This is a genomic window from Streptomyces sp. AK08-02, assembly GCF_033795085.1.
GTDB classification, from domain to species: Bacteria; Actinomycetota; Actinomycetes; order Streptomycetales; family Streptomycetaceae; genus Streptomyces; species Streptomyces echiniscabiei.
This window is the reverse complement of sequence record NZ_JARAZV010000016.1, coordinates 100,995-124,073: the sequence shown is the minus strand read 5'-3', so window position 1 is coordinate 124,073 and position 23,079 is coordinate 100,995. Positions and strand designations below refer to the sequence as shown.

The window sequence follows — 23,079 nt, the reverse complement described above, 5'->3', positions numbered from 1 at the left end:
TCGTCAAAGGCGGCCCACCCGGCCATACCCGCAGGTCAACATGACTCGGCAGTAACCAGAGCCGTACTGGGCCGCAGAACCCGAACTGTCGCATTCCGCAATGCGATGTGGTGTGTCCGGGCGGCAAGCGTGAACCCGAGCGGTTCCGCCTCGGGCGGAATCCCGGGCAGCGGTGCCCCGGGCGGGCAGCCTCCGGAGGAATGACCACGACTTGCCGGAGGGACCGATGGCGCCGAATGCGGCATACGACGAGATCGCGGACTGGTACGAGACGGAGTTCCTCGCCAGAAGCCCGGGAGACGGCCACCCGCTGAGCCTGGGCGGCCTCCTTCGCGACCTGCTCGGTGAAGGTGGCGGCACCTGCCTGGAGATCGGCTGCGGCACGGGCGTCCACGCGGCTCCGGTTCGCGAACTGGGCTGGACACCGGTGGGAATCGACCTTTCCGGGCGGATGCTGGCCCACGCCCACGGACGGTTGCCGGTGGCCCAGGCCGATGCCGAGCGACTGCCCCTGCGCGACGAGTCCGTGCCGGCCGTGATCGCGATGATGGTCCACACGGACATGCCCGGATATCCGGCAGTGTTGCGTGAGGCCGCACGGGTTCTCCAGCCGGGCGGCACGTTCGTGCACGTCGGTGTCCACCCCAGCTTCTGCGGCGGATTCGCCGACTTCAGCGACCCGGAAGCAGTGGTGATCCGCCCCGGCTACCTCGACAGCGGCTACTGGACGAAGGAGTCCTGGACGAACAAGGGCGTGCGCGACAAGGTGGGCGCCATGCACCGCCCGCTTCCCGAGCTGTTGCACGCGTTCCTTGACGCCGGTCTGCGGCTCGACCGCTTCGCCGAGGACGGGGCACCGACCCCGATCGTCCTGGCGGTCAAGGCAACCAAGCCCCGGCCAGCGGGTACAGCGCCGGCCTGAGCTCAACGCTCGATGACGGGAATGCGCGCCAACTGCCGCCCCATGACGATTGAGATGGGACAGTGGAAAAGGCCGCGCGAGCCCTCTCCTCGGAGTGACAGCAACGCGAAGCCTCCACGGACTCCCAACCGCCGCCGTACGCTCGAATCATGAGCGCCAACCTCGGCAAGCGGCTCCAGGAAGTGCGCAAGCGGCGCGGTATGACTCAGCGCCAGCTGGCGAGCGAGTCCGGCGTCTCCCTCTCCTTGATCCGGAAGCTGGAGCAGGGCGAGCGGGTCGACACCCGCCTGGAGACCGCACGCCGGCTCGCGCAGACGCTGCGCGTACCGACGACAAGCCTCATCGCCGAGCACCAGGACGAGCCGGAGGAGGCAGCACCGGGGACTGGTGATCGTTGGGAAGGTGTGCGGCGCGCGCTGGCTGCTCCTGTGCACCCCGATGGCATGGGTGACGAACCGACCGTGGCCGGCGTACACGAGGCTCTGGAAGCCGCTTTGCCGCTCTTCTCCGGTGACCGGTTCGCCGAACTGAGCGTCATCCTCCCGCCGCTGCTCCGGGATGCTGATCTAGTTGCCGACAGCGGAAACGAGGGGCGTGCCGTACGTGTTCGGCTCGCCCAGTTGACGGGGTGGCTGCTCACCCAGACCAGGCAGTTCGAGGCGGCGGACATCGCCCTGACGCGGTCTCTGAACGACGCCTCCGACCGGCTTCAGGCGGCGGCGACCGTGAGCACACAATGCTGGTTGTTGCTGCGTCGCGGCCGACTGGCCGAGGCACGTGAGTTGTCGACGCGATGGGCGGACGAGGTCGAGCCGCGCATCTCGCGGGCGACTCCGGCGGAGCTGAGTGCGTGGGGGTGGCTCCTGCTGCGCACCTCCGCCGCAGCGATCCGCGACAACCGGCCCGGCGAGGCCGACGACGCCTTGCGGTACGCCAATTCGGCGGCGGTTGCGATGGGGCGCGAGTTCGCTCCTCGTGACGACTTCCTGCAGGCCTTCGGCCCGGTCACCGTGGCGCTGAAGCGCGCCGAGAACGCCATGGTCGTCGACAGGCCGGACCTGGTGCTCAAGCTCTCCGCACGTATCCCCACCGGCGGCATGCGCCCCACCTCCAACAACCGGAACCGCCATCTCCTGGACGTGGCGGAGGCGCACGCCCGCTCGCGCGACTACGCGCAAACCGTCGAGGTCCTGCAAGGCATCCGCGCGGACGCTCCTCAATGGCTTCCCAACCAGCGGTACGCGCGGGACATCTTCAGCCGGGTGATTGCCCGTCGGCGCACACTCACCCCGGAGATGCGGAGCCTCGCCGACGCGATCGGCGTAGCTCTGTAGACAGTTGTGCGGCCGGCTCTCCAACGCTGAGTGGCACTTCGAGTCGGGACCTCACCAAAGTGCCATTGATGCGCGATCACGCCATTACCTAGCGTTATCGGTATGACGACTCAAAGCAGGGCAGCAGCAGGCGCGGCAGCCCCCACGAATGCCTCGGCGGTGAGTGATACGACCCGCTCGGTGCATGATCCGGCGAACGGACACTTTCGAGCGCTGACGCTCTCGGCGGAGTCCCCGTACTGCGCCAGAGCCGCGCGCGACATGGTCGGCTCGTACCTCCGAACCTGGGGGCTGCCGCACGCAGTTGATGCCGCGCGGCTCGTCGTGTCGGAGCTCGTCGGCAACGTCGTGCATCACGCGGTGCCGGATGACCGCCTCAACCGTCCGGGCACCGGACGACGCATCGACGTGTCGCTGATGACGTACCCCGAGATCCTCGTGATCGGAGTCTCCGACGAGGACTCGACCCCGCCCGAGCTCCCGCCGGGCGAGTTCGTGTCGCCTGCGTCGGCGGACGACTTCGCCGAAGCACTGTTGCCCGACCGAGGACGCGGACTTCTGATCGCCCAGCGGCTGGCCGAGTCCGTGTGGTGGTCGCCGGGAATCAGAGGCGGCAAGACCGTTTGGTGCCGCTTCGACCTCGCCGAGTTGAGGATCGAGTACTCGGCCTGACAGACGTCGGCGCCGACAGGGGAATCATCGGCCGACGGAAGAAGTTCCCGAGACATGGCTGTCATCCACCACACGACCATGTCCCCCGGCAAGCTGGAGCTGCTCACGGCCTGGCTTCCCACTCGACCTTGGTATCTCGGCGGGGCGAGTGAGCCGGAGTTGAGCAAAGCCGGGGGCTTTCGGCTCGACGATCCGGAAGGGGAGGTGGGTATCGAGTTCATGGTGGTCACGGACGCGTCCGGTGGGAAGCCGGTCTCCTACCACGTGCCGCTCAGCTACCGGGGCGCGCCGCTCGACGGAGCAGCCGACGACGCGCTCGTGGGTACCTCCGAGCACGGGGTGCTGGGCAAGCGCTGGCTGTACGACGGGGCCCATGACCCGGTACTCGTAGGCCAGTTGCTCGCCCTCCTCCAAGGCCGCGCCGAGGCACAGGCACAAGGCTTGAGCGACACCCCCGACCCGTCTGTCACCGGTCACCTCACGGGGGCCGGGGTCTCCGCCGAGGTCGCGTCCGTTGCCGTCACCGATGGGGAGCACGGCACCTTTGTAGTGGTGGAGACCGTGGCGGCGGGCGGCAGCGAGCCGGGGAGTACCGCCCTGACCCTTCAGGTGACCCGCGTTCTCCCACCGGAACAGTCGGCGCAGCCGGAACAGCAGGCCTCTGTCATCGACCCGACCGAGGCCCGAGGGCACGTCACCGCCGGCTGGCGCTTGCCGGACGGCAGCGAGGGTCGCGCCCCGTTCGTGCTTCTCGGTGGCACCGCGACCCCCTGAGCAGGCCGAACCGGCGCGCCCGCATGTCACGGAAATCAACAGCGGACGCAAATTCTCCGTCCTACGATCGCTGACATGCTGCTTCGAAGAACGTTACGGATGATCATTGTCATCGCTGTGGCCCTCGCAGCGGCGGTGCAGGGCGGTGCTGCGAGCGCGGCACCCGCTCGGGAGAAGCAATCACCGTCGCCTGAGCGGCAGTTGCTCTACTACAACCACGCGTACGGGGTGTTCGACCGGGAGACCGCCGACGCCATCGAGCATTCCGCCTATCTGCGGAGGTTCGCCAACTTCCAGGTCCGCACCACGACCGGGGCCGGCGGTGAGACCTGGACCGGCCGGTATCTGATGGGCCGCGAGACCTACCTCGAACTGTTCGGCGTCGGCGACGTGCCCGGCCAGGACGGCACCCTCGGCTCCGCCGGAACGGGCCTGTCGACCGAGCGGGCAGGTGATCAGGCCACTGTCGTCGAGCGGTTGCGGGCGGAAGGGGTCAGTGACCCGGTCCTGTTCCAGCAGACGCGGGACTTCGGCGACGGCGTCCCGGTGCCGTGGTTCGACGCGGTCCTCACCACCCTCCAGTACGACGCGTACGGTGCCTGGGCGATGGAGTACACGCCCGAGTACTTCGCCGACCCGCGCAGCAACACCGAGCCGGCCGCCTTCCCCGGTGACGTCGGCCGGGAACGCTATTTGTCCGACCTCTACCGCGACCACCTGATGCGGAACATCACGTCGGTCCGCCTCGCGGTCACCGCACGCGACCTCGCCGCCACGGTGCCGCTGCTGCGGGCCGGTGGCTTCGCCGTCCGGTCGGTGGCGGACGGCGGCATCGTCGCGAAGGGCGGCGGCACCACGATCCGCTACGACGTCGTCGCGCGCGAACACGCGGGGATGCGGCGGGTCGAGATGTCCCTCAACCGACCGATGAGCCACCGCCACGAGGAACAGCTCGGCCATTCGACCCTGGCCGTCGGCCCGGGCGCCCGTGCCGTGTGGACGTTCGAGGACACCAGCGGGACGTGACGGCCGAAGGCTCACTCAGGCCCCGCCACCGCCCTCACCCCTGCCCCCGCCCCCGCTCTCCCTCCCGTACGGCCGCGTAAGGATCTCCCGGGCTGTGGCCCTTCGGCTCCTCGAAGTACGCCCCTCTCCCACCGTCGTTCGCGTTGATCTCGTGCGGGCGGCGGTGGGACGGGTCCGCCCAGTACGGGAGCCCGGCCTCCCCGCTGCGCGCGCGGATCGTGTCGAAGTCGTCCACGTCACGACCCCGGGTCCGCGCCACACAGAAGGCGAAGTTAAGGTAAGCCTTGCCTTAGCAATGCCGGATTGGCTGAAAAGCAGAGCAGCGGAGTGAACAAGTGCGTACGTCGAAGTGGCAGCCCCTTCTGGCCGCGATCCTCGCCGGAGGGCTGCTGACCAGCTGCTCCTCGACCTCCGACAACGATGCCAAGGCGGCCGGCGCCGACGCCCGCAACCCTGTCATCGGGGCCTCCGAAGGCTCCGCCGACGGGCCCTCCGCCGCGCCCTCCGCCCTTGCCGCCGGCATGGGGTCCGACGTGGGCACGGACGGCACCTTCCCCCGTACCGTCACGCACTTCAAGGGTTCCACCGCTCTCAAGGCCGCGCCCACCCGCGTCGCCGTCCTCAGCACCGGGCAGCTCGACGACCTGCTCTCCCTCGGGCTCGTCCCCGCCGCCACCACCCGCGCCGGCAACGCCGGGCTCGTCCCCGACTACCTCGCCGACGCCTTCCCGCAGTACAAGGCGAAGCTCTCCGCAATGACCGACGCGGGGACCCGCCAGGCGCCGAACCTGGAGACCCTCGCCGCCGCCAAGCCCGATCTCATCCTCGCCAACGACTCCCTCGGCGACCTCTATCCCAAGCTCTCCAAGATCGCCCCGACCGTCGTCACCGCCGGCAACGGCATCAACTGGAAGCGGGATCTGCTGCTCGTCGGGGACGCCGTGGGCAAGGGGCAGGAGGCCCGGAAGCTCGTCGACACCATCGCCTCCGACGCCGCCGACTTCGGCAAGCAGGGCGGTGGGCTCGGTTCCACCACCGTCTCCATGGTCCGCTTCACGCCCGACCGAACCCGTATGTTCGGCGTCTCCTCCTTCACCGGGTCCATCGCCGTGGACATGGGGCTCGGACGGCCCAAGTCCCAGCAGTTCAGGGCCATTTCGGAGGACATCGGGGCCGAGAGCATCGACACCGCCGACGGTGACTGGATCTTCTACTCCGTGCAGGGCGACGCCGCCAAGACCGACGCGGCGAGTGTTGTCGCCGGGCCGCTCTGGAAGTCGATGAAGGCGGTCACCACCGGGCACGCCGTCAAGGTCGACGACGACCCCTGGTACCTCAACGCCGGTCCGACCGCCGCCCGTCTCGTCGTACGGCAGCTCGCCGAGCACCTCGGCAAGTGACCGCACATCCAGCGCGTACCGCCCGTACAGCAGGTCGTACCGCGGCCACCACCGCCGTCGCCGTCCTCGCCCTCCTGGCCGTCGCCGGCGTCGCTCTGCTCAGCCTCGCCGTCGGTACTCGCCCCGTGCCGCCGAGTGCCGTGCTCGACGCGCTGCTGCACGGCGGGAGCACTCCGGACGCGCTGGTCGTACGTTCACTGCGGCTGCCCCGGACCGAGATCGGACTCACCGCCGGGGCCGCCCTCGGGCTCGCCGGGGCCGCGTTGCAGGCCGTCACCCGTAATCCGCTCGCCGACCCGGGGATCCTCGGGCTCAGCCAGGGCGCGGCGGCCGGTGTCGTGATCGCCATCGCGCTCGGGCCGGCGAACGGCTTCGGCGGGTACGTGTGGTACGCCTTCGCCGGGGCCGTCGCCGCCGCCTGTCTCGTGTACGCCATCGCCGCGCGCGGCCGTGGCGGCGCCTCACCCGTGAAACTCGCGCTGGCGGGTACCGCCCTGTCCGCGATGACCGCCGGCGCCACCACCGTCGTACTGACCTCCTCCTCCGCCACGCTCGACCAGTTCCGCTTCTGGCAGGTGGGCGCGCTCAGCGGGCGGGACGCCGACACCGTGGGGCGCATGCTGCCGTTCCTGCTCTGCGGGGCGCTGCTCGTGCTGGGCTGCGCCCGTGGCCTGGACGCTCTCGCGCTCGGCGACGACACGGCCCGGGCGCTCGGGCACCGGGTGCATGTCGTACGGGGGGCTGCGGCGCTCGGCGCCACCCTGCTGACGGCCGCCGCGGTCGCCGCCGCCGGGCCGATCGCGTTCATCGGCCTCGCCGTACCCCACCTGGCCCGACGCCTCGTCCCCGGCGGCCATCGCCACGTCCTCCCGCTGTCCGCCCTCCTCGGCGCGGCCCTGCTGCTGGCCGCCGACGTGGCCGGACGGGTCGTACGGGCCCCGGCCGAAGTCCCCGCCGGTGTCATGACGGCGCTGGTGGGCGTGCCGGTACTGGTGGTGCTCGTACGGCGGAAGGTGGCGAGTACGTGAGCGGAACTCCGGTACGGCACCACACCCGGGGCGGCTCCCTTCCTCGCGGGGTCGTCGTGCTGCGGCCCCAGCCCCGCGTCTCCCTCCTCCTGCACCGGCGGTCCGCCGCCGTCGCCGCCGGGCTCCTCGCGCTGCTCGCCCTGGTGATGGCGGTGTCCGCGTCCGTCGGGCAGACGTACGTTCCGCCCGGGGAGGTGTGGGCGACCGTGCGGCACGGGGGCGGGGCGTACGACCTCGTCGTCAACGAGCTGCGGGTGCCGCGGATCGTGCTCGGGGCGCTCGTCGGGGCCGCCCTCGGGCTCGCCGGGGCGCTCGTGCAGAGCGTGACGCGCAATCCGCTGGCCAGCCCGGACGTCATCGGCGTCGGGCACGGGGCCGCCGCCGCGACCGTGCTGGCCCTCGCCACCGGGGTGGTCGCGTCCCCCGGGGCCATGCCCGCCGTGTCCGTCGCGGGCGGCATCGCGGCTGCCGCGCTCGTCTACGTGCTCGCCTGGCGGCGTGGGATGCAGGCGAGCCGGTTCGTGCTCACGGGGGTGGGGATCGGCGTCGCGCTCTCCGCGGTGGTCCAGCTCTACCTCACCGACAGCGAGCTGGAGGCCGCCGAGCAGGTCAAGCTCTGGCTCACGGGGAGTCTCAACGGGCGCGGGTGGGAGCAGGCGAGGCCGCTGGGCGTCGTACTCCTGCTGTGTCTGCCCGCGCTGGTGTGGGCGAGCCGGGCGCTGCGACCGCTCGGGCTCGACGCCGACACCGCCGCCGCGCTCGGAGTGCGGGTGCGCCGGACGCAGCTCGGGCTGACCGTCCTCGGGGTCGTCCTCGCCGCCACCGCGACCGGCGCCGCCGGACCGATCGGGTTCGTCGCGCTCACCGCGCCACAACTGGCGCGGAGGCTCACCCGTACGCCTCAACTACCGCTGCTGGGATCGGCGTTGACCGGGGCGGTGGTGCTGGTGGGGGCGGATCTGGTGGCCCGTACGCTGCTGCCCCCACTGGAAATCCCAGTGGGGGCACTCACGGCGCTGGTGGGCGGCCCGTACTTGCTGTGGCTCCTTGCGGCCCCTGGAAACCGTCGCCCGGATCACGCCTAGGGGACAGGGGCGCAGCCCCGTCCTTCAGGGGCGCGGGGCTGTATCGATATGCGGCTCCGCCGCGTGGGCGCGCCAAGCCACAACGAACCCGCAGCCGAATACGTGCACCCAGCGGAGCTAGATCGTCGCCGTGTCGATCACGAAGCGGTAGCGGACGTCGCTCGCCAGGACCCGCTCGTACGCCTCGTTGATCTGCGAGGCGCTGATCAGCTCGATCTCCGAGCCCAGGTTGTGCTCGGCGCAGAAGTCCAGCATCTCCTGGGTCTCCTGGATGCCGCCGATGCCGGAGCCGGCAAGGGTCTTGCGGCCGGCGATCACCGAGAAGAGGTTCAGCGCGACGGGCTCCTCGGGGGCGCCCACGTTCACGAACGCGCCGTCCGTCTTGAGGAGGGCCAGGTAGGCGTCCAGGTTCAGCGGGGCCGAGACCGTCGACAGGATGATGTCGAAGGTGCCGCGCAGCTCCTTGAAGGTGGCCTCGTCGCTGGTCGCGTAGTAGTGGGAGGCGCCCAGCTTCAGGCCGTCCTCCTTCTTGCGCAGGGACTGCGAGAGAACCGTCACCTCGGCGCCGAGCGCGTTCGCGATCTTGACGCCCATGTGGCCGAGGCCGCCCATGCCGAGGATCGCGACCTTCTTGCCGGGGCCGGCGTTCCAGTGCTTCAGCGGGGAGTACGTGGTGATGCCGGCGCAGAGCAGCGGCGCGGCCACGTCGAGGGCCAGGCCGTCGGGGATGCGGACGGTGAAGCTCTCGTCGACGACGATCTTCTCGGCGTAGCCGCCGTACGTCGGCTCACCGTTCTTGTCGAGGGCGTTGTAGGTGCCGACACCGCCCTTGAGGCAGTACTGCTCCAGGCCGGCCTCGCAGTTCTCGCACTCGCGGCACGAGTCGACCAGACAGCCGACGCCCACATGGTCGCCGACCGTGAACTTGGTGACGCCGGAGCCGACCGCCTCGACGACACCGGCGATCTCGTGACCGGGGACCATCGGGAAGATGGCCTCGCCCCAGCCCTCACGGGCCTGGTGGATGTCGGAGTGGCAGATGCCGGCGAACTTGATGTCGATCAGGACATCGAACTCACCGACCTCTCGACGTTCGATGGTGGTGCGCTCCAGGGGAGCCTTGGCGGAGGGGGCGGCGTATGCAGCGACAGTGGTCATGCCGGGAGTTCTCCTAGGGGATTCCGTGCCCGGCCGCCTTCTGACCGGGCACGACGACCAGTCTGCCGAGTGTTCCCCCGATCACCCAGTCCACGCCTTTGCGTACGTCCAGCGGTCCTACCACTGGCGGGGTCAGGCTCACGTTCGTACGACCGGGAATACTGGACCGTATGGACGAACATCCCGAATCCGCTCATCAGGCGAACGCCCCCGGGGACGGGCGGCTCCCTGGGGGTGCCCTGGACCGGCGTGCCGAGCTCAGCGAGTTCCTGCGCACCCGGCGGGCCCGGCTCAAGCCGGAGGACGTGGGGCTGCCGGACTTCGGGCGGCACCGCCGGGTACCGGGGCTGCGCCGCGAGGAGCTGGCCCAGCTGGCCGGGGTGTCTGTGGCCTATTACACCCGCCTCGAACAGGGCAACGGGCGGAACGTCTCCGCGGAGGTCCTCGACGCCATCGCCCACGCCCTGCGGCTCACGAGCGCCGAGCACGCCCATCTGACCCACCTCGCCAAGCCGAAGCAGCACAAGAGGAAGCCGTCGGTGCGGGTGCAGGTCGTACGCGGGACGCTGCTGCAGCTGCTCGACACGATGGACGGCGTACCGGCGTACATCGCCGGGCGGCGTACGGACATCCTGGCGTGGAACGCGATGGCGGCCTCCCTCTTCGGGGACTGGACCGAGCTGCAGCCGCAGGACCGGAACTGGGCGCGGCTGGTGTTCCTGCGGCCCGAGTACCACGAGCTGTTCCTGGACTGGGAGCAGAAGGCGATCGACATCGTGTCCTATCTGCGGATGGACGCCGGCTGCTTTCCGGAGGACCCGAGGCTGGCGGCGCTGGTGGGTGAGCTGTCGGTGAAGAGCGAGGAGTTCCGGCGGCTGTGGGCGACCCACGACGTCAAGGAGAAGGGCTACGGGGTGAAGCGGTTCCGGCATCCCCTGGTCGGTGAACTGACCCTGAACTACGAGTCGTTCAGGCTTCCCGACGACAACGACCAGACGCTGATCGTCTACGGCGCGGAACCGGGGTCGCCCTCGGCGGACGGCCTGCGGTTGCTGGCCAGCTGGGGCCGGGACGCGACCCGGGCGGGCAAGGTTTCCTGACGGCGGCACACGAAACGGCCCGCCGGGGGAAAACCCCGACGGGCCGTCCGTCAGCACGTCACCGGCGGCTCACTTGCCGTAGTACGCGTTGTAGATCGAGATCGTCGACTTGTTGCCCTTCTTGTCGCTGATCTTGGCGTGGAAGGAGATCGCCGCCCCCTTCGCCGGGTTCACGACGGTGACCTTGCCGTTCTTCACCGTCAGCTTCTTCCAGGTCCTGCCGTAGTCGTACGACGCGTACACCGACAGCGTCTTCAGGTTGCTGCCCCGCGCCGCGCCCTCGACGACGACCGGGAACGTGACCTTCGTACCGGCCGCGACCTTGTTGTCCAGGCCGACCGGCGCGTTGAAGCGCAGCGAGGACACCGGGAGCTTGGCCCCGTCGACCCCCGGCTTCTTCGAGCGGAACGTCCAGCTCGCGTCGATCCGCGTGGACGCCTGGGCGACCTTGACGCTGCGCTTGACCGACGTCGTCAGCTTGTACGCGGCGTCGCCCGCCGGCACCGTGAACGCCTTGCCGCCGAACAGCGGGTCGTCGATCGTGCCGACCTTCTGGCCGTTGCGGTAGAGCGTCGTCGCCACCGACGTGAAGTCGGACGAGCCGGCGTGGCCCGCGCCGTCGGAGAACAGCGGCACCAGACCGTAGATGTAGTTGCCGTCACGGTAGACGCCGAAGTCCGGGAGCAGCCGGGGCCCGAAGACGGCGGTGTTCCAGGTGCGCGCGTACTTGCCGCCACCCTTCAGTGTCTGCGGGTTGCCGAGCGTGTAGTAGGCCTCGGGGATCGGGAATCCGTCCGCGTCCTTGCCGTTGAACTGGGTGAAGTCGAACAGCCACTGGACCTTGTCACCCGTGGACAGGTACTGGGTACGGGTGCCCGGCAGCGCCTGCTCGACGAGCCTGCCGAAGGCGAAGTCCTCGGGCAGGAGGGCGATCGCGCTGACCGCGCCGGTCCTGTTGGGCGCTCCGCCACCGAGCCGGTTCGACACCGTGGCGAAGTCGCTCGCCTTGAAGTGGCGGACCTTGTCGCCGGTGATCTTCTTGACCTTGGCGGTGGTGATGGCGTCGTACTCCGCGCTCGCGCCCTTGCCGAACTGGCCGAACCAGGTCTGGGAGAGACCGGTGACCTCCGCGCCGAGGTGGGCCATCCGCACGTTCGCGAAGGAGTCGAGGCTCACTGCGACACCGATGCCTGGCGGGTTGTACATGTAGTCGATCGTCACGGCCAGCGGCTTGACGTCCGCGTCCGGCACCGTGATGTCCGCCGCCTTGGTGGTACGGGCGTCGATCGTCACCGAGGTGTCCTTGGTGATCGCCAGCTTCGGCTGGACCACCCAGTCGAGGCCCTCACCGCCCAGGTCGGGCTTGGTGAAGTCCTTGGCGATCCATCCGTCCAGGAGGTAGGTGCCCTTGGGCAGCCGCATGGTCGTGGTGCCGGTGGTGGCCGTCGGGACCTGGTAGTAGCGGTCCGTGGCCAGACCGGCGTAGCCGATGAGCACCGTGTTGTACTCGCCCGTCGGCCGGCCGGCCTTGTCGATGTGCTTGACCGTGACGTCGTACGACTCGACCTCACGGTTGACCGCCGCCCCCGTACGGACGCTCTGGGCGCCGGCCGTCGCCGTCACGTACGAGGAGTACGCGCCGTCGAGGGTGCCGCCCAGCTTGGTGTTGACGGTGTAGCCGACGGAGGCGCTGCCGCCCGCCGGGACCTTCAGGGTCGTCGCGGCCAGCTTGAAGAAGCCGGCCGGAGCGGCCTGGCCCTTCGGGTTGGTCGCGGTCGCCGCCAGCTTCAGCGTGACGTCGGTCGTGCCGAGGTTGCGGTACGTCAGCGGCTTGGTGACCGGGGTGTCGTCGGTGTGCGGCCACGCCTGGGTGCCGAAGCTCACCGACACGGGGTCGGCGATCACGGTCTGCTTGATGGCCTTGTCGACCTGGATCCGGCCCGAACCCTGCTGGAACGGCGTGTAGTTGCCGCCCTTCGCGGATCCGGTGAGCGCGCCCTTGAGCTCGGCGTACTTCCAGGTCGGGTGCTCCTGCTTGAGGATCGCCGCCGCGCCCGCCACATGCGGAGTCGCCATCGACGTACCCGAGATGGTGAGGTAGCCGGCCGGCTTCTCGCCGACCTCCTGCTCGATGAGGCTGCCCTTGGCGGAGGCGGCCGTGATGTCCACGCCGGGCGCGGTCACGTCCGGCTTGATGGCGCCGTCGCCGAGGCGCGGGCCGTTGCTGGAGCTCTCGTCCAGCAGGTCCTTGTCGTCGACCGCGCCGACGGTGAGCGCCGCGTCGGCGCTGCCCGGCGAACCGATCGACTCCGGACCGGAGTTGCCCGCCGCGATCGCGAAGAGGATGCCCTTCTCGGTGGACAGCTTGTTGACCATCGCCTCCAGCGGGTCCACCTCGGGGGTGTCCTGGCCGCCGAGGCTGAGGTTGACGACCTGGGCGCCCTGCTCGGCCGCCCACTCCATACCGGCGAGGATGCCCGAGTCGTCACCGGCACCGGTGTCGTCGAGCACCTTGCCGTTGAGGATCTTGGCGCCGGGTGCGACACCCTTGTACTTGCCGCCGGACTTGGCCCCGGTGCCCGCCGCGATGGACGCGACATGCGTGCCGTGGCCGAACTTGTCGGTGGCGCTGGTGGCCGTGGAGAAGTTCTTGGCCGCGATCACCTGGTCCTTGAGGTCCGGGTGGGTGGCGTCGACGCCCGTGTCCAGGACGGCGATCTTGACGCCCTTGCCGTCGTAGCCGGCCGCCCACGCCTTCGGCGCGCCGATCTGCGGGACGGACTTGTCGAGGCTGGCTCTACGGGTGCCGTCGAGCCAGATGTGCGCGATCCCGGCGGCGGTCCTGTCGCCGTTGGTCACCGCGTCCCAGAGTTCGGGAGTGTCCTTCTGCGAGGTCTGAACGGCGTCCGCGTTCAGGGACTTCAGCGTGTGACGGAGGGTGCCCGCGTCGCGGACGTCGGCCTTGGTGGCGGTCGCCGCCCCCGTGTAGCCGACGATGACCTTGAGGCCCTTCTGCTGGGACCTGCGGACCGCCGCCTTGTTCAACTCCGTGACGTCGAAGAGGCGTTGGTCGAGCTTGCCGCTCGACACGAGCCGGGCGGCGTCGGCCGGCACGACGAGCGTGTGCCCGTCGGTCTTGCGGATCTGTACGGGTATCCTGCCCCGGCCCGCCGCCCGCTCCAGGCCGACGACACGGCCCTTGGCGTCGACGGCGACCCGGTCGCCGGTGATGAGTGTGATGCGGTGCGCGGGCCTGAGCTTCTGGGCAGCGCTGGTCACACGCTGCTGCTCACCCTTCGCGTCGGCCTTCGCGGAAGCCGGGCCGGTCATGCCCGCCGCGAGAGCAACTGCGGCTGCCGTGGCGACGGTTGCCACGCATGCCCTTTTCACTTGTGTGCGCAAGTCTCCCCCAGGAGCGCTGGCTGAGTACCGGGCAGTTCCCCGTTCGCCCGGCAGGGGGAGTCCCGTACGCATGAGCGCACACCCCCCGACCGGAATTATGCCGAGGGGTGTTCAGCCGCTCAATAGACTGGACGATTACGCGTTGACCGTTATGAGCCAGTTACGAAACATTGCGCGCCTCACGTACCGGCGTTCTCCTTCACGGTGATCTTCCCCTTCCGGATGGTCGCCACCCTCGGGGCTTTCTTCGCGATCGCCGAATCGTGCGTGACCATGATGAAAGTGAGCCCGAGCTCCTTCCACATGGTTTCGAGTACGTCCATGATCTCGTCGCGCATCGACTCGTCGAGGTTGCCGGTGGGCTCGTCGGCGAGCAGCACCTTCGGCTGCTTGACCAGCGCACGAGCGATGGCGACACGCTGCTGCTGACCGCCGGACATCTCCCCCGGCAGATGCCCGAGCCGCTCCCCGAGGCCCACCGACCGCAGCGCCTCGGCGGCCCGGTCGCGCCGTTCCCTGCCCTTCACGCCCAGCGGCACGAGAGCGGTCTCGACGTTTTCCTGGGCGGACAGCGTCGGAATGAGATTGAAACTCTGGAAGACGAATCCGATGTTCTCGCTGCGGACTTTGGTGAGTCGGCTCTCGGACAGTTTGGCGAGATCCGTCCCATCGAGATCGACAATTCCCTCGGTGGGCCGGTCGAGTCCGCCGAGCATTTGCAGCAGAGTCGACTTGCCGCCGCCGGTGGGGCCCTGGATGACCAGGCGGTCGCCGTCGGCGATGGTGAGGTCGACGCCCGCGAGAGCGTCGATGGTCTCTTTGCCTCGGGTGTAGCGCTTGACTACGCCCTTGAGTTCATACATGTGGGTGACTCCTGGGAGGGGTTGGGGGTGCCGGCTGTCATTCGTCGACTACCGGCCGGTGGGGGCTGGACGCGCAGTTCCCGCGCCCCTGAGGAAATCCAGCCCCGCCGGCCGTGGGCCGAGCTACTCGACTCGCCTCAGCGCGTCCGCCGGGCGCAGTCTGGACGCGCGCCAGCCGCCGAAGGCGCCGGCGATCAGGCCGCCGGCGACCGCGAGGCCGACCGCGAGGGCGATGGTGGAGAGCGCGACGGGCGCGGTGAGCGCGACCGAGAGCGCCTTGGACGCGGCCTGCCGACCGAAGCCGCCCCCGCCGCCGGGGAAGCCTCCGCCGGGACCGCCGTTGCCGCCCGAACCACCCACCTCCGCCTGGAGTTCCGGGCTGATCGCGGTGACGACATACGCGCCGGCGAGGCCGAGCGCGATACCGAGGGCACCGCCCACCAGCCCGTTGACGACGGCCTCACCGACGACCTGCCGGGTGACCCGGCCCGACTTCCAGCCGAGCGCCTTCAGCGTGCCGAACTCGCGCACCCGCCGGGAGACGGCCGAGGAGGTGAGCAGGCCGGCGACCAGGAAGGCGGCGACGAGCACCGCGATGGACAGCCACTTACCGACGTTGGAGGCCAGGTCGGAGGCGGTGGACAGGGACCCGGAGACGGTGCTGGCGAGATCGGCGGACGTCGTGACCGTCGTACCCGAGATGTTCTTCTGGATCGTCGACTTGACCGCGCCGATCTGCTGGGAGTCGGTCGCCTGGACGTAGATCGTGGTGACCTTGCCCTTGGAGTCGCTGAGGGTCTGGGCCTGCTGCAGCGGGATGTACAGGTTGGCCGCCGAGTCGCCGCTCTCGGGGGTCGCGATGCCGATGGCCTTGTACTTGACGCTCTTGATGGTGACCGTGCTGCCGACCTTGAGCTTCTTCTCCTTGGCGTAGGACGCGTCGACGACCACGACCTTGGCGTTCGTCTCGGAGGTCGTGAACGTACGGCCGCTGGTGATCTTCGAGGAGGTCAGCGGGCCCAGGGCCGGCTTGGTGACGTCGGTGCCGTACACCGAGTAGTTGTTGACGTCGAAGTTGGCGCCGCCGCCCTCAACACGCCCCTGGGGTGCGCCCGTCGAGCCGCCGCGAGGGTATCCGCCGCCCTGGTTGCCGCCGCCGCTCTGCTGGTCCTGTCGGAACTCGCCCTGCCGGAACTGACCGCTGACCTTGAGGACCTGGAGGCTCAGTCCGCCGACAGCGTCCGAAACGCCTTTCTGGGCGTCGACCTTGGTGACTGTGGAGGCGGCCAGGGTCTGGAAGCCCTGGACCAGCACCCGGTCACTGCTCTGCTCGGCGGTGGAGTTGTTGTTCCGCGCGTCGAACTGGAAGCGCCGGCGCTGGGTGTCCCCGGTGCCCGTCTGGGCCGCGGCGGCCTTGGTGACGGTCATGTCGGTGCCGAGTCCGTACAGCGACTGCAGGACCTTGTCCTGCGCCTTCGACATGCCCGAGGAGACCGAGGTGACCACGATGACCAGGGCGATGCCGAGAGCGAGCCCGGAGGCGACGACGAGTGCCGCTTTTCTGCGGCGGCGCAGTTCGCGCCTCAGGTAGGTGAAGAACATGGCCGCAAGCTAGGTACACCGCGTGATGACGGGATAAGTCCCGCATAAGAGAAGCATGAGAAGGCTGTGGTCAGCCTCGGAAAGCGGCCTCAGGACCCTGAGAGGCCCCGAAGAACCGGGAACCGGGAAACGCCGAGAGCGGCTGCTCGGATGAGCAACCGCCCTCGGAAATCAGGGAGTTGGAGCCAGACAGTCGGAACGGAACCGTACGGCCGGGGAGACCGCAGTGCCGACCGCCGGATCAGACCGCCGAACCCGCCTTCCAGTCCGCCCAGTTCATGTTGTAGCCGTTGAGGCCGTTGGCCGGGTCGACGGTCTTGTCGCCGGTGTTCCGGACGTCGACGACGTCACCGATGATCGAGTTGTTGAAGAACCAGGCGCCCTCGCTGTTCGGGTCGTTGGCGCCCTTGGTGTCGTTCAGGCCGACACAGCCGTGGCTGGTGTTGACGTTGCCGAAGACGGAGTCGGCACCCCAGTAGTTGCCGTGCACGAAGGTGCCTGAGGTGGTCAGGCGCATGGCGTGCGGCACGTCCGGGATGTCGTACTCGCCCTTGCCGTCGTCGTCGGTGAAGCCGACCGTGGCGCCGTTCATCCGGGTCTCCTTGAACTTCTCGGAGATCACCATCCGGCCTTCGTACGTCTTGTTCTCGGGCGAACCGGCGGAGATCGGGATGGTCTTGACGACCTTGCCGTCCTGCGTGATCTTCATCGTCTTCGTCTTGGCGTCGACGATGGAGACCTGGTTGCGGCCGATCTTGAAGGTGACCGTCTTCTGCTGCACACCGAAGACGCCGTTCGCGCCCTCCACGCCGTCGAGCGCCAGCTTCAGCGTGACGGTGGAGTCCTCCTGCCAGTAGTCCTCGGGCCGGCAGTCCATCCGGGTGTCGTTGAACCAGTGACAGACGACCTCCTGCCCGCTGGTCGAGGAGACCGTGACGGCCTTCTGCACGGCCGCCTTGTCGGTGATCGCCTTGTCGAAGTTGAGCGACACGGGCATGCCCACGCCGACGGTCGAGCCGTCCTCGGGGGTGAAGTAGCCGACGAAGCTGTTCGCCGCGGAGACCGTGGTGAACGAGGCGTTCTCGTGCGCGGCGCGGCCCTTGGCGTCCTTCGCCTCCGCCGTCACCTTGTAGGTGGTGGCACGCTCCAGCTGGCCGGTCGGCTTCCAGCTGGTCTTGTCGGCCGATATCTCACCGGCGACAGCGGTACCGTCCGCCGTCGTCATCGCCACGGACGAGAGGGTGCCCTTGGTCACCGCCACCTGGGCGGCGTTGTTGATGGAGGCGTTGTTGGAACCGTCTCCGGGCGTGATCTTGATCCGGGCCTCGGATGCCGCCTCGGCCGCCGCCTCGTCGGCCTTGGCCTGCGAGGTGTCGGTACCGCTGTCTCCCTTGGAGGCACTGTCGCTGTCGCCTCCGCTGCACGCCGAGAGCACCAGCACGCCACCGAGCAGGGCGGACGCGGCCATCAGACCCTTGCGCCGCCTACTGTCCGTCATCACACGCTTCTCCATCGTTGCCGTAATCCCAAAACCACGAGTCCCCGTACGGAACCTGGAACCTGCAAGTCCCCTTGACAATCTTCAACGCTACGACCGGTTCGCCTCGTTCCACATTCGCTCAGCGTGTGGGCCACACCACGTCGCCCGGGTCACAGGGGGCTGTCCGCCCGTCCCGTACTCCACCGGGTCGCGTGATGCCACTGCCGGTCACTGCTTCTCCTGAGACGACGAAACCCCGGTCGGCGGTTGCCGACCGGGGTCACGAATTTCCCCCGGCCGAGTCAGCCGTCGACCCGATCCCCGACCACTGCGTCGCCGTCCGCCTCATCATCCTCGTCGAGATCCCAATCCGGCGAATCCGGGTCGTAGTCGATCTCCTCGCTGCTCCAGGACGCCTGTGCAAGTTCGGTCCCCGGCACCTCACCGACCAGGTCGAACGGGTCCACGAGGTACGCGAGCGCCTCCGCGGTGTCTTCCGTCACAGTGTCCTCGGCGTGCACCCGCTCGTCGGCCGGCATCTCGGTGTCGGCGGCGATCCGCTGCAACGCGGCCTTCGTCAGGGCTTCCACGTCGTCGACCTCGACGACCAGTTCCACGCGAAGCCGTACAAAACGTGATGTCTCTGATGTGCTCATGGTCGAAGAGAGTACGGCTCACAGCTCCCGCAACTTTCCCACGACCCACGCATTTCATTAGCATCGGGGTCACGGCCAATTCGCCAGCGCCACAAGGGGATCGATATTCCGTGTCAGCCGCACGTCGATCGTTGTTGACCGCCACCGCCGCGGGCACCCTCCTGGGTGCCCTGTGGTTCGTCCCGTCCGCCAACGCGACGGCCGAGAAGCCGGTGGAGCAGCGACACAGAGCGGACACGTCCATGTCCACGATGTCGGAGCACACCCGGCAGATCTCCATGACGAGCACCACCGGAAGCGCGAGCACAAGTACGCGGGTGAGCACGACGAGTACGAGCACGAGTACGACCGCCACCACCACCTCGGCGACCACGACCTCGGACTCGGCCGGCGACGGCACCCGCCTCGCCGACACCGGCAGCTTCGACACCACCCCGTACGTCGTCGGCGGCACGCTCAGCCTCGCCCTGGGCGCCGCGTTCGTGACGTACTCGCTGCGCCGGGAGCGCCTGGGCTTCTGAGCGGGCCCCCGAGACGACGCGGGAGCGCCGCCTCGGGGCACCACGAGCAAGACCTGCCGGTGCCAGATGACTACTGCGACTACTTCGGTTACTGCAGCGGGCCGGTCACCGGCTCCACCGCGGCGACCAGGTGCCCGCCCCGCACGAACACGTCCGCCGCGGCGAGGTCGGGCGCCAGGAACCGGTCCGGCCCGGGCCCCTCGACCCCGGCCGCCCGTACGGCGTCGATGACGGCCCGGGAGGCGGGCGCGGGCTTGAGCCCCTCCCGCAGTTCGATGGCGCGCGTGGCCGCGTACAGCTCCACGGCGATGATCCGGGCGAGGTTGTCGACGGCCGTACGGAGCTTGCGCGCCGCCGACCAGCCCATCGAGACGTGGTCCTCCTGCATCGCGGAGGAGGGAATCGAGTCGGCCGAGGCGGGCACGGCGAGCCGCTTCAGCTCGCTGACCAGGGCGGCCTGCGTGTACTGGGCGATCATCAGCCCGCTGTCCACACCGGCGTCGTCCGCGAGGAACGGCGGCAGCCCGTGCGAACGGTTCTTGTCGAGGAGGCGGTCCGTGCGCCGCTCGGCGATGGATCCCAGGTCGGCGGCGGCGATGGCGAGGAAGTCGAGGACGTACGCCACCGGAGCGCCGTGGAAGTTCCCGTTGGACTCGACCCGCCCGTCGGCCAGGACGACGGGGTTGTCGACGGCGGAGGCGAGCTCCCGCTCGGCGACGAGCCGGGCGTGCGCCATGGTGTCCCGCCCGGCGCCGGCGACCTGCGGGGCGCAGCGCACGGAGTAGGCGTCCTGGACTCGGGGCGCGCCGTCCTGGTGGTGCCCGGTGAGCTCGGAACCCTTCAGCACGGCGAGCATGTTGGCCGCGCTGGCCCCCTGCCCCGGGTGCGGCCGGATGGCGTGCAGCTCGGGCGCGAGCACCTTCTCGGTCCCGAGGAGCGCCTCCAGCGAGAGCGCGGCGGTGACGTCGGCGGACTTGTAGAGGGTGTCGAGGTCGGCAAGGGCCATGATCAGCATGCCGAGCATGCCGTCGGTGCCGTTGAGAAGGGCGAGGCCCTCCTTCTCGCGCAGCTCGACAGGCGCGATGCCGTGTTCGGCGAGGAGTTCGGCGGCCGGCCGTACGACCCCGTCGGGCCCCTCCGCGTCACCCTCCCCCATGAGCGTGAGCGCGCAGTGGGAGAGGGGGGCGAGGTCACCGGAGCAGCCGAGGGAGCCGTACTCGTGCACGACGGGGGTGATGCCGGCGTTCAGCAGGTCGGCCATGGTCTGCGCGACCTCGGGCCGCACGCCCGTGTGCCCCGAGCAGACGGTCTTGAGCCGCAGGAACACCAGCGCCCGTACGACCTCGCGCTCGACCCGCGGTCCCATGCCGGCGGCGTGCGAGCGGACGATGTTGCGCTGCAGCTGGGCGCGGAGTTCGGGGCTGATGTGCCGGGTCGCCAGGGCACCGAACCCGGTGCTCACGCCGTACACCGGCTCAGGCTTGGCGGCCAGCGCGTCGATGATTCCCCGGGCCTTCGAGAGGGCGGCGACGGCCTCCCCGGACAACTCGATCCGGGCCCCGCCGCGCGCCACGGCGAGCACGTCGGCCGCGGTCGTCCCGGACGTCCCCACCACCACAGTGTGCATATCCATATTCAGGAGCGTACGCACTGAATTCCAAGATGTCACTACCGGGTGGCAGGTACACCCCTTACAACACCGACCCGCACCTTCCAGGCACCGGCCCGCATCTCCAGCCCGTCCGGCGTTTGAGGACAAGGCCCGTTCAGGGCCGACAGCGGGGGCCTGGGGGCGGCAGCCCCCAGCGACGCCCACACCAACACCCCACACCAACACCCCGCACGAACCCCCCGCACCAACCCCCCGCACCTCACGACCGACGCCCACGGAACCGCCGCCGCTCAACAGCTCCCTCCCCGGAGGGCGACTCCGCGAGCAACACCACCGGATCGTCGGGCCCCTCACGTCCGGCGACCACCGGCCGGTCCGCGTGAACCGCCTTCGCCCGGTACTGCGCCGCATCGGCGAGCCGGAACAACCGGCGAGCCGTCCGCACCGGCCCGATCGCGTCGGCGGTCGAGGCGACCCCACAGGCAACCCCCTCCCCCAGCTCCAACTCACCGGCGCGACGGCACAGTTCACCCGCCGCCCGCACCACGTCGTCGACGGGCGCGCCGACCACCAGCAGGCAGAACTCGTCACCGCCGAGACGGGCGGCGAGCGCGCCGGGCAGCATCGCGCCGCACAGCGACAGCACCGACCCGAACCGTTCGAGGAGCCGGTCGCCGACCGCGTGCCCCAGGGTGTCGTTGACGCGCTTGAGGCCGTTCAGGTCACAGACGACCAGGCTGACCACGGCACCGTCCCGCCGGTGGCGCTCGATCGCCTCGTCGAGGTGGGCGTCCACGGCACGCCGGTTGGCGAGCCCGGTGAGCGCGTCGGTGAAGGCGAGCCGCCGGGCCTCCTCCAGCCGCTCGGTCTGCGCGATCCCGGCGGCGACGACGGACGCCAGGACGGTGGCGAAGTCGGCGTCGGCACGCCCGAAGACGGGGGCACCGACCGGCCGGGCGACGTACAGCTCACCCCAGGCCCGGCCGTGCAGCACGACAGGCGCGACGACGCAGCAGCCACGCCCCCGGCGCCGTAGCGCGGCGACACGCTGGTGGCAGTACCCGGCGCGCCCCGCCGACGGTCCGCGCGCGGGCCCCTCCGCGGTCTCGACCCAGGCGTTGGGCTCACCACCGCCCGCCCATCGCTCATGCAGGAACTCGGTGATCTCCGGGAACTCGTGCACGGGGTAGGCCTCCCCCTCCGGGAACTCCTCCTCGTCGGAGGACCGCTCCCCCACGTTCACGAGGACCCGCAGCCGCCCGAGTTCCCGCTCCCACACCGACAGTGCGGCGAAGTTCCCGGTCAGCGCATCACAGGCCCCGAGCGCGGCGGCACGCCAGGTCTCGCGCGGGCTCTGCGCGGCGGCCATGCCCTGCGCGAGCGTCACGACGGCGTGGAGCCGACTTTCCTCACCCATTGATCCAGATTAGGAAGGTTTGTGTTGATTTGAGACATCGAGCGGGCGAAAGAGACATCCCCCTACGACGGGAGCGGCCTCGCACGGCCGAGAAGTCCGGGCCCCTACTCCCCCGGCCAGACCGGCGCCCTCTTCTCGGCGAACGCCGCGACCCCCTCCGCCCGGTCGCCCGAGAAGGCCACGGCACGCCACGCCGCGTCCTCCACCTCCAACCCCGCCTTCAGGTCCAGCCCGAAGCCCACCCGCAACGCCCGCTTGGCCGCCCGTACGCCCACCGGGGAGTTCGCCGCGATCCGGGACGCCAGTGCCAGCGCCTCCTCCCGGTCGCGCCCCGTCTCGACCAGGACGTCCACGAGCCCCAGGGCACGCGCCTCGTCCGCCTCCACCCGCCGCGCGGTGAAGATCAGCTCGGCGGCCCGTGCCGCGCCCACCCGCCGGGGCAGCAACTGCGTACCGCCGCCCCCCGGAATCACCCCCACGGACACCTCCGGCAACCCCACCAGCGCCGTACCGTCCGCCACGATCAGATCGCAGGACAACGCCAGCTCGAACCCGCCCCCCAGCGCGAACCCGTGCACAGCGGCGATCGTGGGCATCGGCAGCTCCAGCACCCCGGTGTACGCCCCCCGCGCCACCGGCCGCTGCCGCACCAGTTCGGCGTCGGACATCGAGTTGCGCTCCTTGAGGTCGGCCCCGACACAGAACGCCCGGTCATGGGTGGAGGTCAGCACCACCGCGCGTACGTCACGGTCGGCGGCCAGCGCGGCACACGCACCGGCGACGGACCGGGCCATGGCGGAGGAGACCGCGTTCATGGCCTTCGGCCGATCGAGGACCAGCTCGGCGACGTATCCGTGCCGCCGGACCAAGACGAACTCCCCGAACCGCTCCTCGGACCGTTCCTCACCCATGACACCCTCCTGGTTAACGCGGGTTAACTACGACCGCCCCGATCATCGCAGCCGGCCGGCACCCAGGGGAAGAACGGGAGGAAGTGAGCAGGAGGAGCGGCGAGGGGGCACGGGAG

At 69.9% G+C, this 23,079-nt stretch carries 20 protein-coding genes; 10 read left to right on the top strand and 10 right to left on the bottom strand.

Translation table 11 applies throughout. The features are described from left to right. Nucleotides 1-226 precede the first annotated feature (226 nt). From PV734_RS31555 to PV734_RS31535, 5 genes are all read left to right on the top strand, one after another. Nucleotides 227-922, top strand: coding sequence for a class I SAM-dependent methyltransferase (locus PV734_RS31555; protein ID WP_319293059.1), 696 nt, complete (start codon nucleotides 227-229; stop codon nucleotides 920-922). Nucleotides 923-1,071: 149 nt separating this feature from the next. Then, nucleotides 1,072-2,256 (top strand): helix-turn-helix transcriptional regulator, encoded by a 1,185-nt coding sequence (locus PV734_RS31550; RefSeq protein ID WP_319293057.1) that lies wholly within the window; start codon nucleotides 1,072-1,074, stop codon nucleotides 2,254-2,256. 102 nt (nucleotides 2,257-2,358) lie between these two features. Next, nucleotides 2,359-2,928 (top strand): ATP-binding protein, encoded by a 570-nt coding sequence (locus PV734_RS31545; protein WP_319293055.1) that lies wholly within the window; start codon nucleotides 2,359-2,361, stop codon nucleotides 2,926-2,928. A 54-nt stretch (nucleotides 2,929-2,982) separates the two neighbouring features. After that, complete coding sequence (locus tag PV734_RS31540; RefSeq protein ID WP_319293052.1) at nucleotides 2,983-3,702, top strand: maltokinase N-terminal cap-like domain-containing protein; 720 nt, start codon at nucleotides 2,983-2,985, stop codon at nucleotides 3,700-3,702. 99 nt (nucleotides 3,703-3,801) lie between these two features. Continuing rightward, on the top strand, nucleotides 3,802-4,728 hold the full coding sequence (locus PV734_RS31535) for a DUF5829 family protein (RefSeq protein ID WP_319293223.1): 927 nt from the start codon (nucleotides 3,802-3,804) through the stop codon (nucleotides 4,726-4,728). Between the two features lie 34 nt (nucleotides 4,729-4,762). Here the strand turns inward: PV734_RS31535 and PV734_RS31530 are convergent, their stop codons facing one another. Next, complete coding sequence (locus PV734_RS31530) at nucleotides 4,763-4,963, bottom strand: hypothetical protein (protein WP_319293050.1); 201 nt, start codon at nucleotides 4,961-4,963, stop codon at nucleotides 4,763-4,765. A gap of 100 nt (nucleotides 4,964-5,063) precedes the next feature. On the opposite strand from PV734_RS31530, the gene PV734_RS31525 reads away from it, so the two are divergent. The 3 genes from PV734_RS31525 to PV734_RS31515 all read left to right on the top strand — a co-directional run bounded on the left by PV734_RS31525 (nucleotide 5,064) and on the right by PV734_RS31515 (nucleotide 8,241). Continuing rightward, on the top strand, nucleotides 5,064-6,128 hold the full coding sequence (locus PV734_RS31525; RefSeq protein WP_319293048.1) for an iron-siderophore ABC transporter substrate-binding protein: 1,065 nt from the start codon (nucleotides 5,064-5,066) through the stop codon (nucleotides 6,126-6,128). A gap of 74 nt (nucleotides 6,129-6,202) precedes the next feature. Continuing rightward, nucleotides 6,203-7,156: an iron ABC transporter permease gene (locus PV734_RS31520; protein WP_319293221.1), complete on the top strand. Its 954-nt coding sequence runs from the start codon at nucleotides 6,203-6,205 to the stop codon at nucleotides 7,154-7,156. Continuing rightward, nucleotides 7,153-8,241 carry an iron ABC transporter permease gene (locus PV734_RS31515; RefSeq protein ID WP_319293046.1) on the top strand — a complete coding sequence of 363 codons (1,089 nt, stop codon included), beginning with the start codon at nucleotides 7,153-7,155 and terminating at the stop codon, nucleotides 8,239-8,241. The genes PV734_RS31520 and PV734_RS31515 overlap by 4 nt, the downstream gene beginning before the upstream one ends. A 117-nt stretch (nucleotides 8,242-8,358) precedes the next feature. On the opposite strand, the gene PV734_RS31510 is transcribed toward PV734_RS31515, so the two are convergent. Beyond that, a complete protein-coding gene (locus PV734_RS31510) occupies nucleotides 8,359-9,399 on the bottom strand; it encodes an NAD(P)-dependent alcohol dehydrogenase (protein WP_319293044.1) in 1,041 nt (346 codons plus the stop codon). A 170-nt stretch (nucleotides 9,400-9,569) separates the two neighbouring features. Here PV734_RS31510 and PV734_RS31505 point away from each other — a divergent pair, with 170 nt between their 5' ends. Continuing rightward, nucleotides 9,570-10,499 (top strand): helix-turn-helix transcriptional regulator, encoded by a 930-nt coding sequence (locus PV734_RS31505; RefSeq protein WP_319293042.1) that lies wholly within the window; start codon nucleotides 9,570-9,572, stop codon nucleotides 10,497-10,499. A gap of 69 nt (nucleotides 10,500-10,568) precedes the next feature. On the opposite strand, the gene PV734_RS31500 is transcribed toward PV734_RS31505, so the two are convergent. The 5 genes from PV734_RS31500 to PV734_RS31480 all read right to left on the bottom strand — a co-directional run bounded on the left by PV734_RS31500 (nucleotide 10,569) and on the right by PV734_RS31480 (nucleotide 18,502). Further along, nucleotides 10,569-13,889, bottom strand: coding sequence for a S8 family peptidase (locus PV734_RS31500; RefSeq protein ID WP_319293039.1), 3,321 nt, complete (start codon nucleotides 13,887-13,889; stop codon nucleotides 10,569-10,571). 191 nt (nucleotides 13,890-14,080) lie between these two features. Further along, nucleotides 14,081-14,764, bottom strand: a complete 684-nt coding sequence (locus PV734_RS31495) for an ABC transporter ATP-binding protein (RefSeq protein WP_319092329.1) — start codon at nucleotides 14,762-14,764, stop codon at nucleotides 14,081-14,083. Nucleotides 14,765-14,887: 123 nt separating this feature from the next. Beyond that, nucleotides 14,888-16,366: an ABC transporter permease gene (locus tag PV734_RS31490; RefSeq protein WP_319092330.1), complete on the bottom strand. Its 1,479-nt coding sequence runs from the start codon at nucleotides 16,364-16,366 to the stop codon at nucleotides 14,888-14,890. A 241-nt stretch (nucleotides 16,367-16,607) separates the two neighbouring features. After that, nucleotides 16,608-17,879 carry a L,D-transpeptidase gene (locus PV734_RS31485; RefSeq protein ID WP_319293038.1) on the bottom strand — a complete coding sequence of 424 codons (1,272 nt, stop codon included), beginning with the start codon at nucleotides 17,877-17,879 and terminating at the stop codon, nucleotides 16,608-16,610. Nucleotides 17,880-18,148: 269 nt separating this feature from the next. Continuing rightward, nucleotides 18,149-18,502, bottom strand: a complete 354-nt coding sequence (locus tag PV734_RS31480) for a hypothetical protein (RefSeq protein ID WP_319092332.1) — start codon at nucleotides 18,500-18,502, stop codon at nucleotides 18,149-18,151. A 110-nt stretch (nucleotides 18,503-18,612) separates the two neighbouring features. Between PV734_RS31480 and PV734_RS31475 the strand changes: the two genes are divergently transcribed. After that, entirely contained in the window at nucleotides 18,613-19,023 is a 411-nt protein-coding gene (locus PV734_RS31475) for a cell wall protein (RefSeq protein ID WP_319092334.1), read from the top strand. 88 nt (nucleotides 19,024-19,111) lie between these two features. Here PV734_RS31475 and hutH read toward each other — a convergent pair whose 3' ends face one another. From hutH to PV734_RS31460, 3 genes are all read right to left on the bottom strand, one after another. Continuing rightward, nucleotides 19,112-20,650: a histidine ammonia-lyase gene (gene hutH / locus PV734_RS31470; protein ID WP_319293219.1), complete on the bottom strand. Its 1,539-nt coding sequence runs from the start codon at nucleotides 20,648-20,650 to the stop codon at nucleotides 19,112-19,114. A 244-nt stretch (nucleotides 20,651-20,894) separates the two neighbouring features. After that, nucleotides 20,895-22,052: a diguanylate cyclase domain-containing protein gene (locus PV734_RS31465; RefSeq protein ID WP_319293036.1), complete on the bottom strand. Its 1,158-nt coding sequence runs from the start codon at nucleotides 22,050-22,052 to the stop codon at nucleotides 20,895-20,897. Nucleotides 22,053-22,156: 104 nt separating this feature from the next. Further along, the gene (locus PV734_RS31460; protein ID WP_319092336.1) at nucleotides 22,157-22,963 is read right to left on the bottom strand and encodes an enoyl-CoA hydratase/isomerase family protein; all 807 of its coding nucleotides are present in this window, start codon (nucleotides 22,961-22,963) and stop codon (nucleotides 22,157-22,159) included. Nucleotides 22,964-23,079 lie beyond the last annotated feature (116 nt).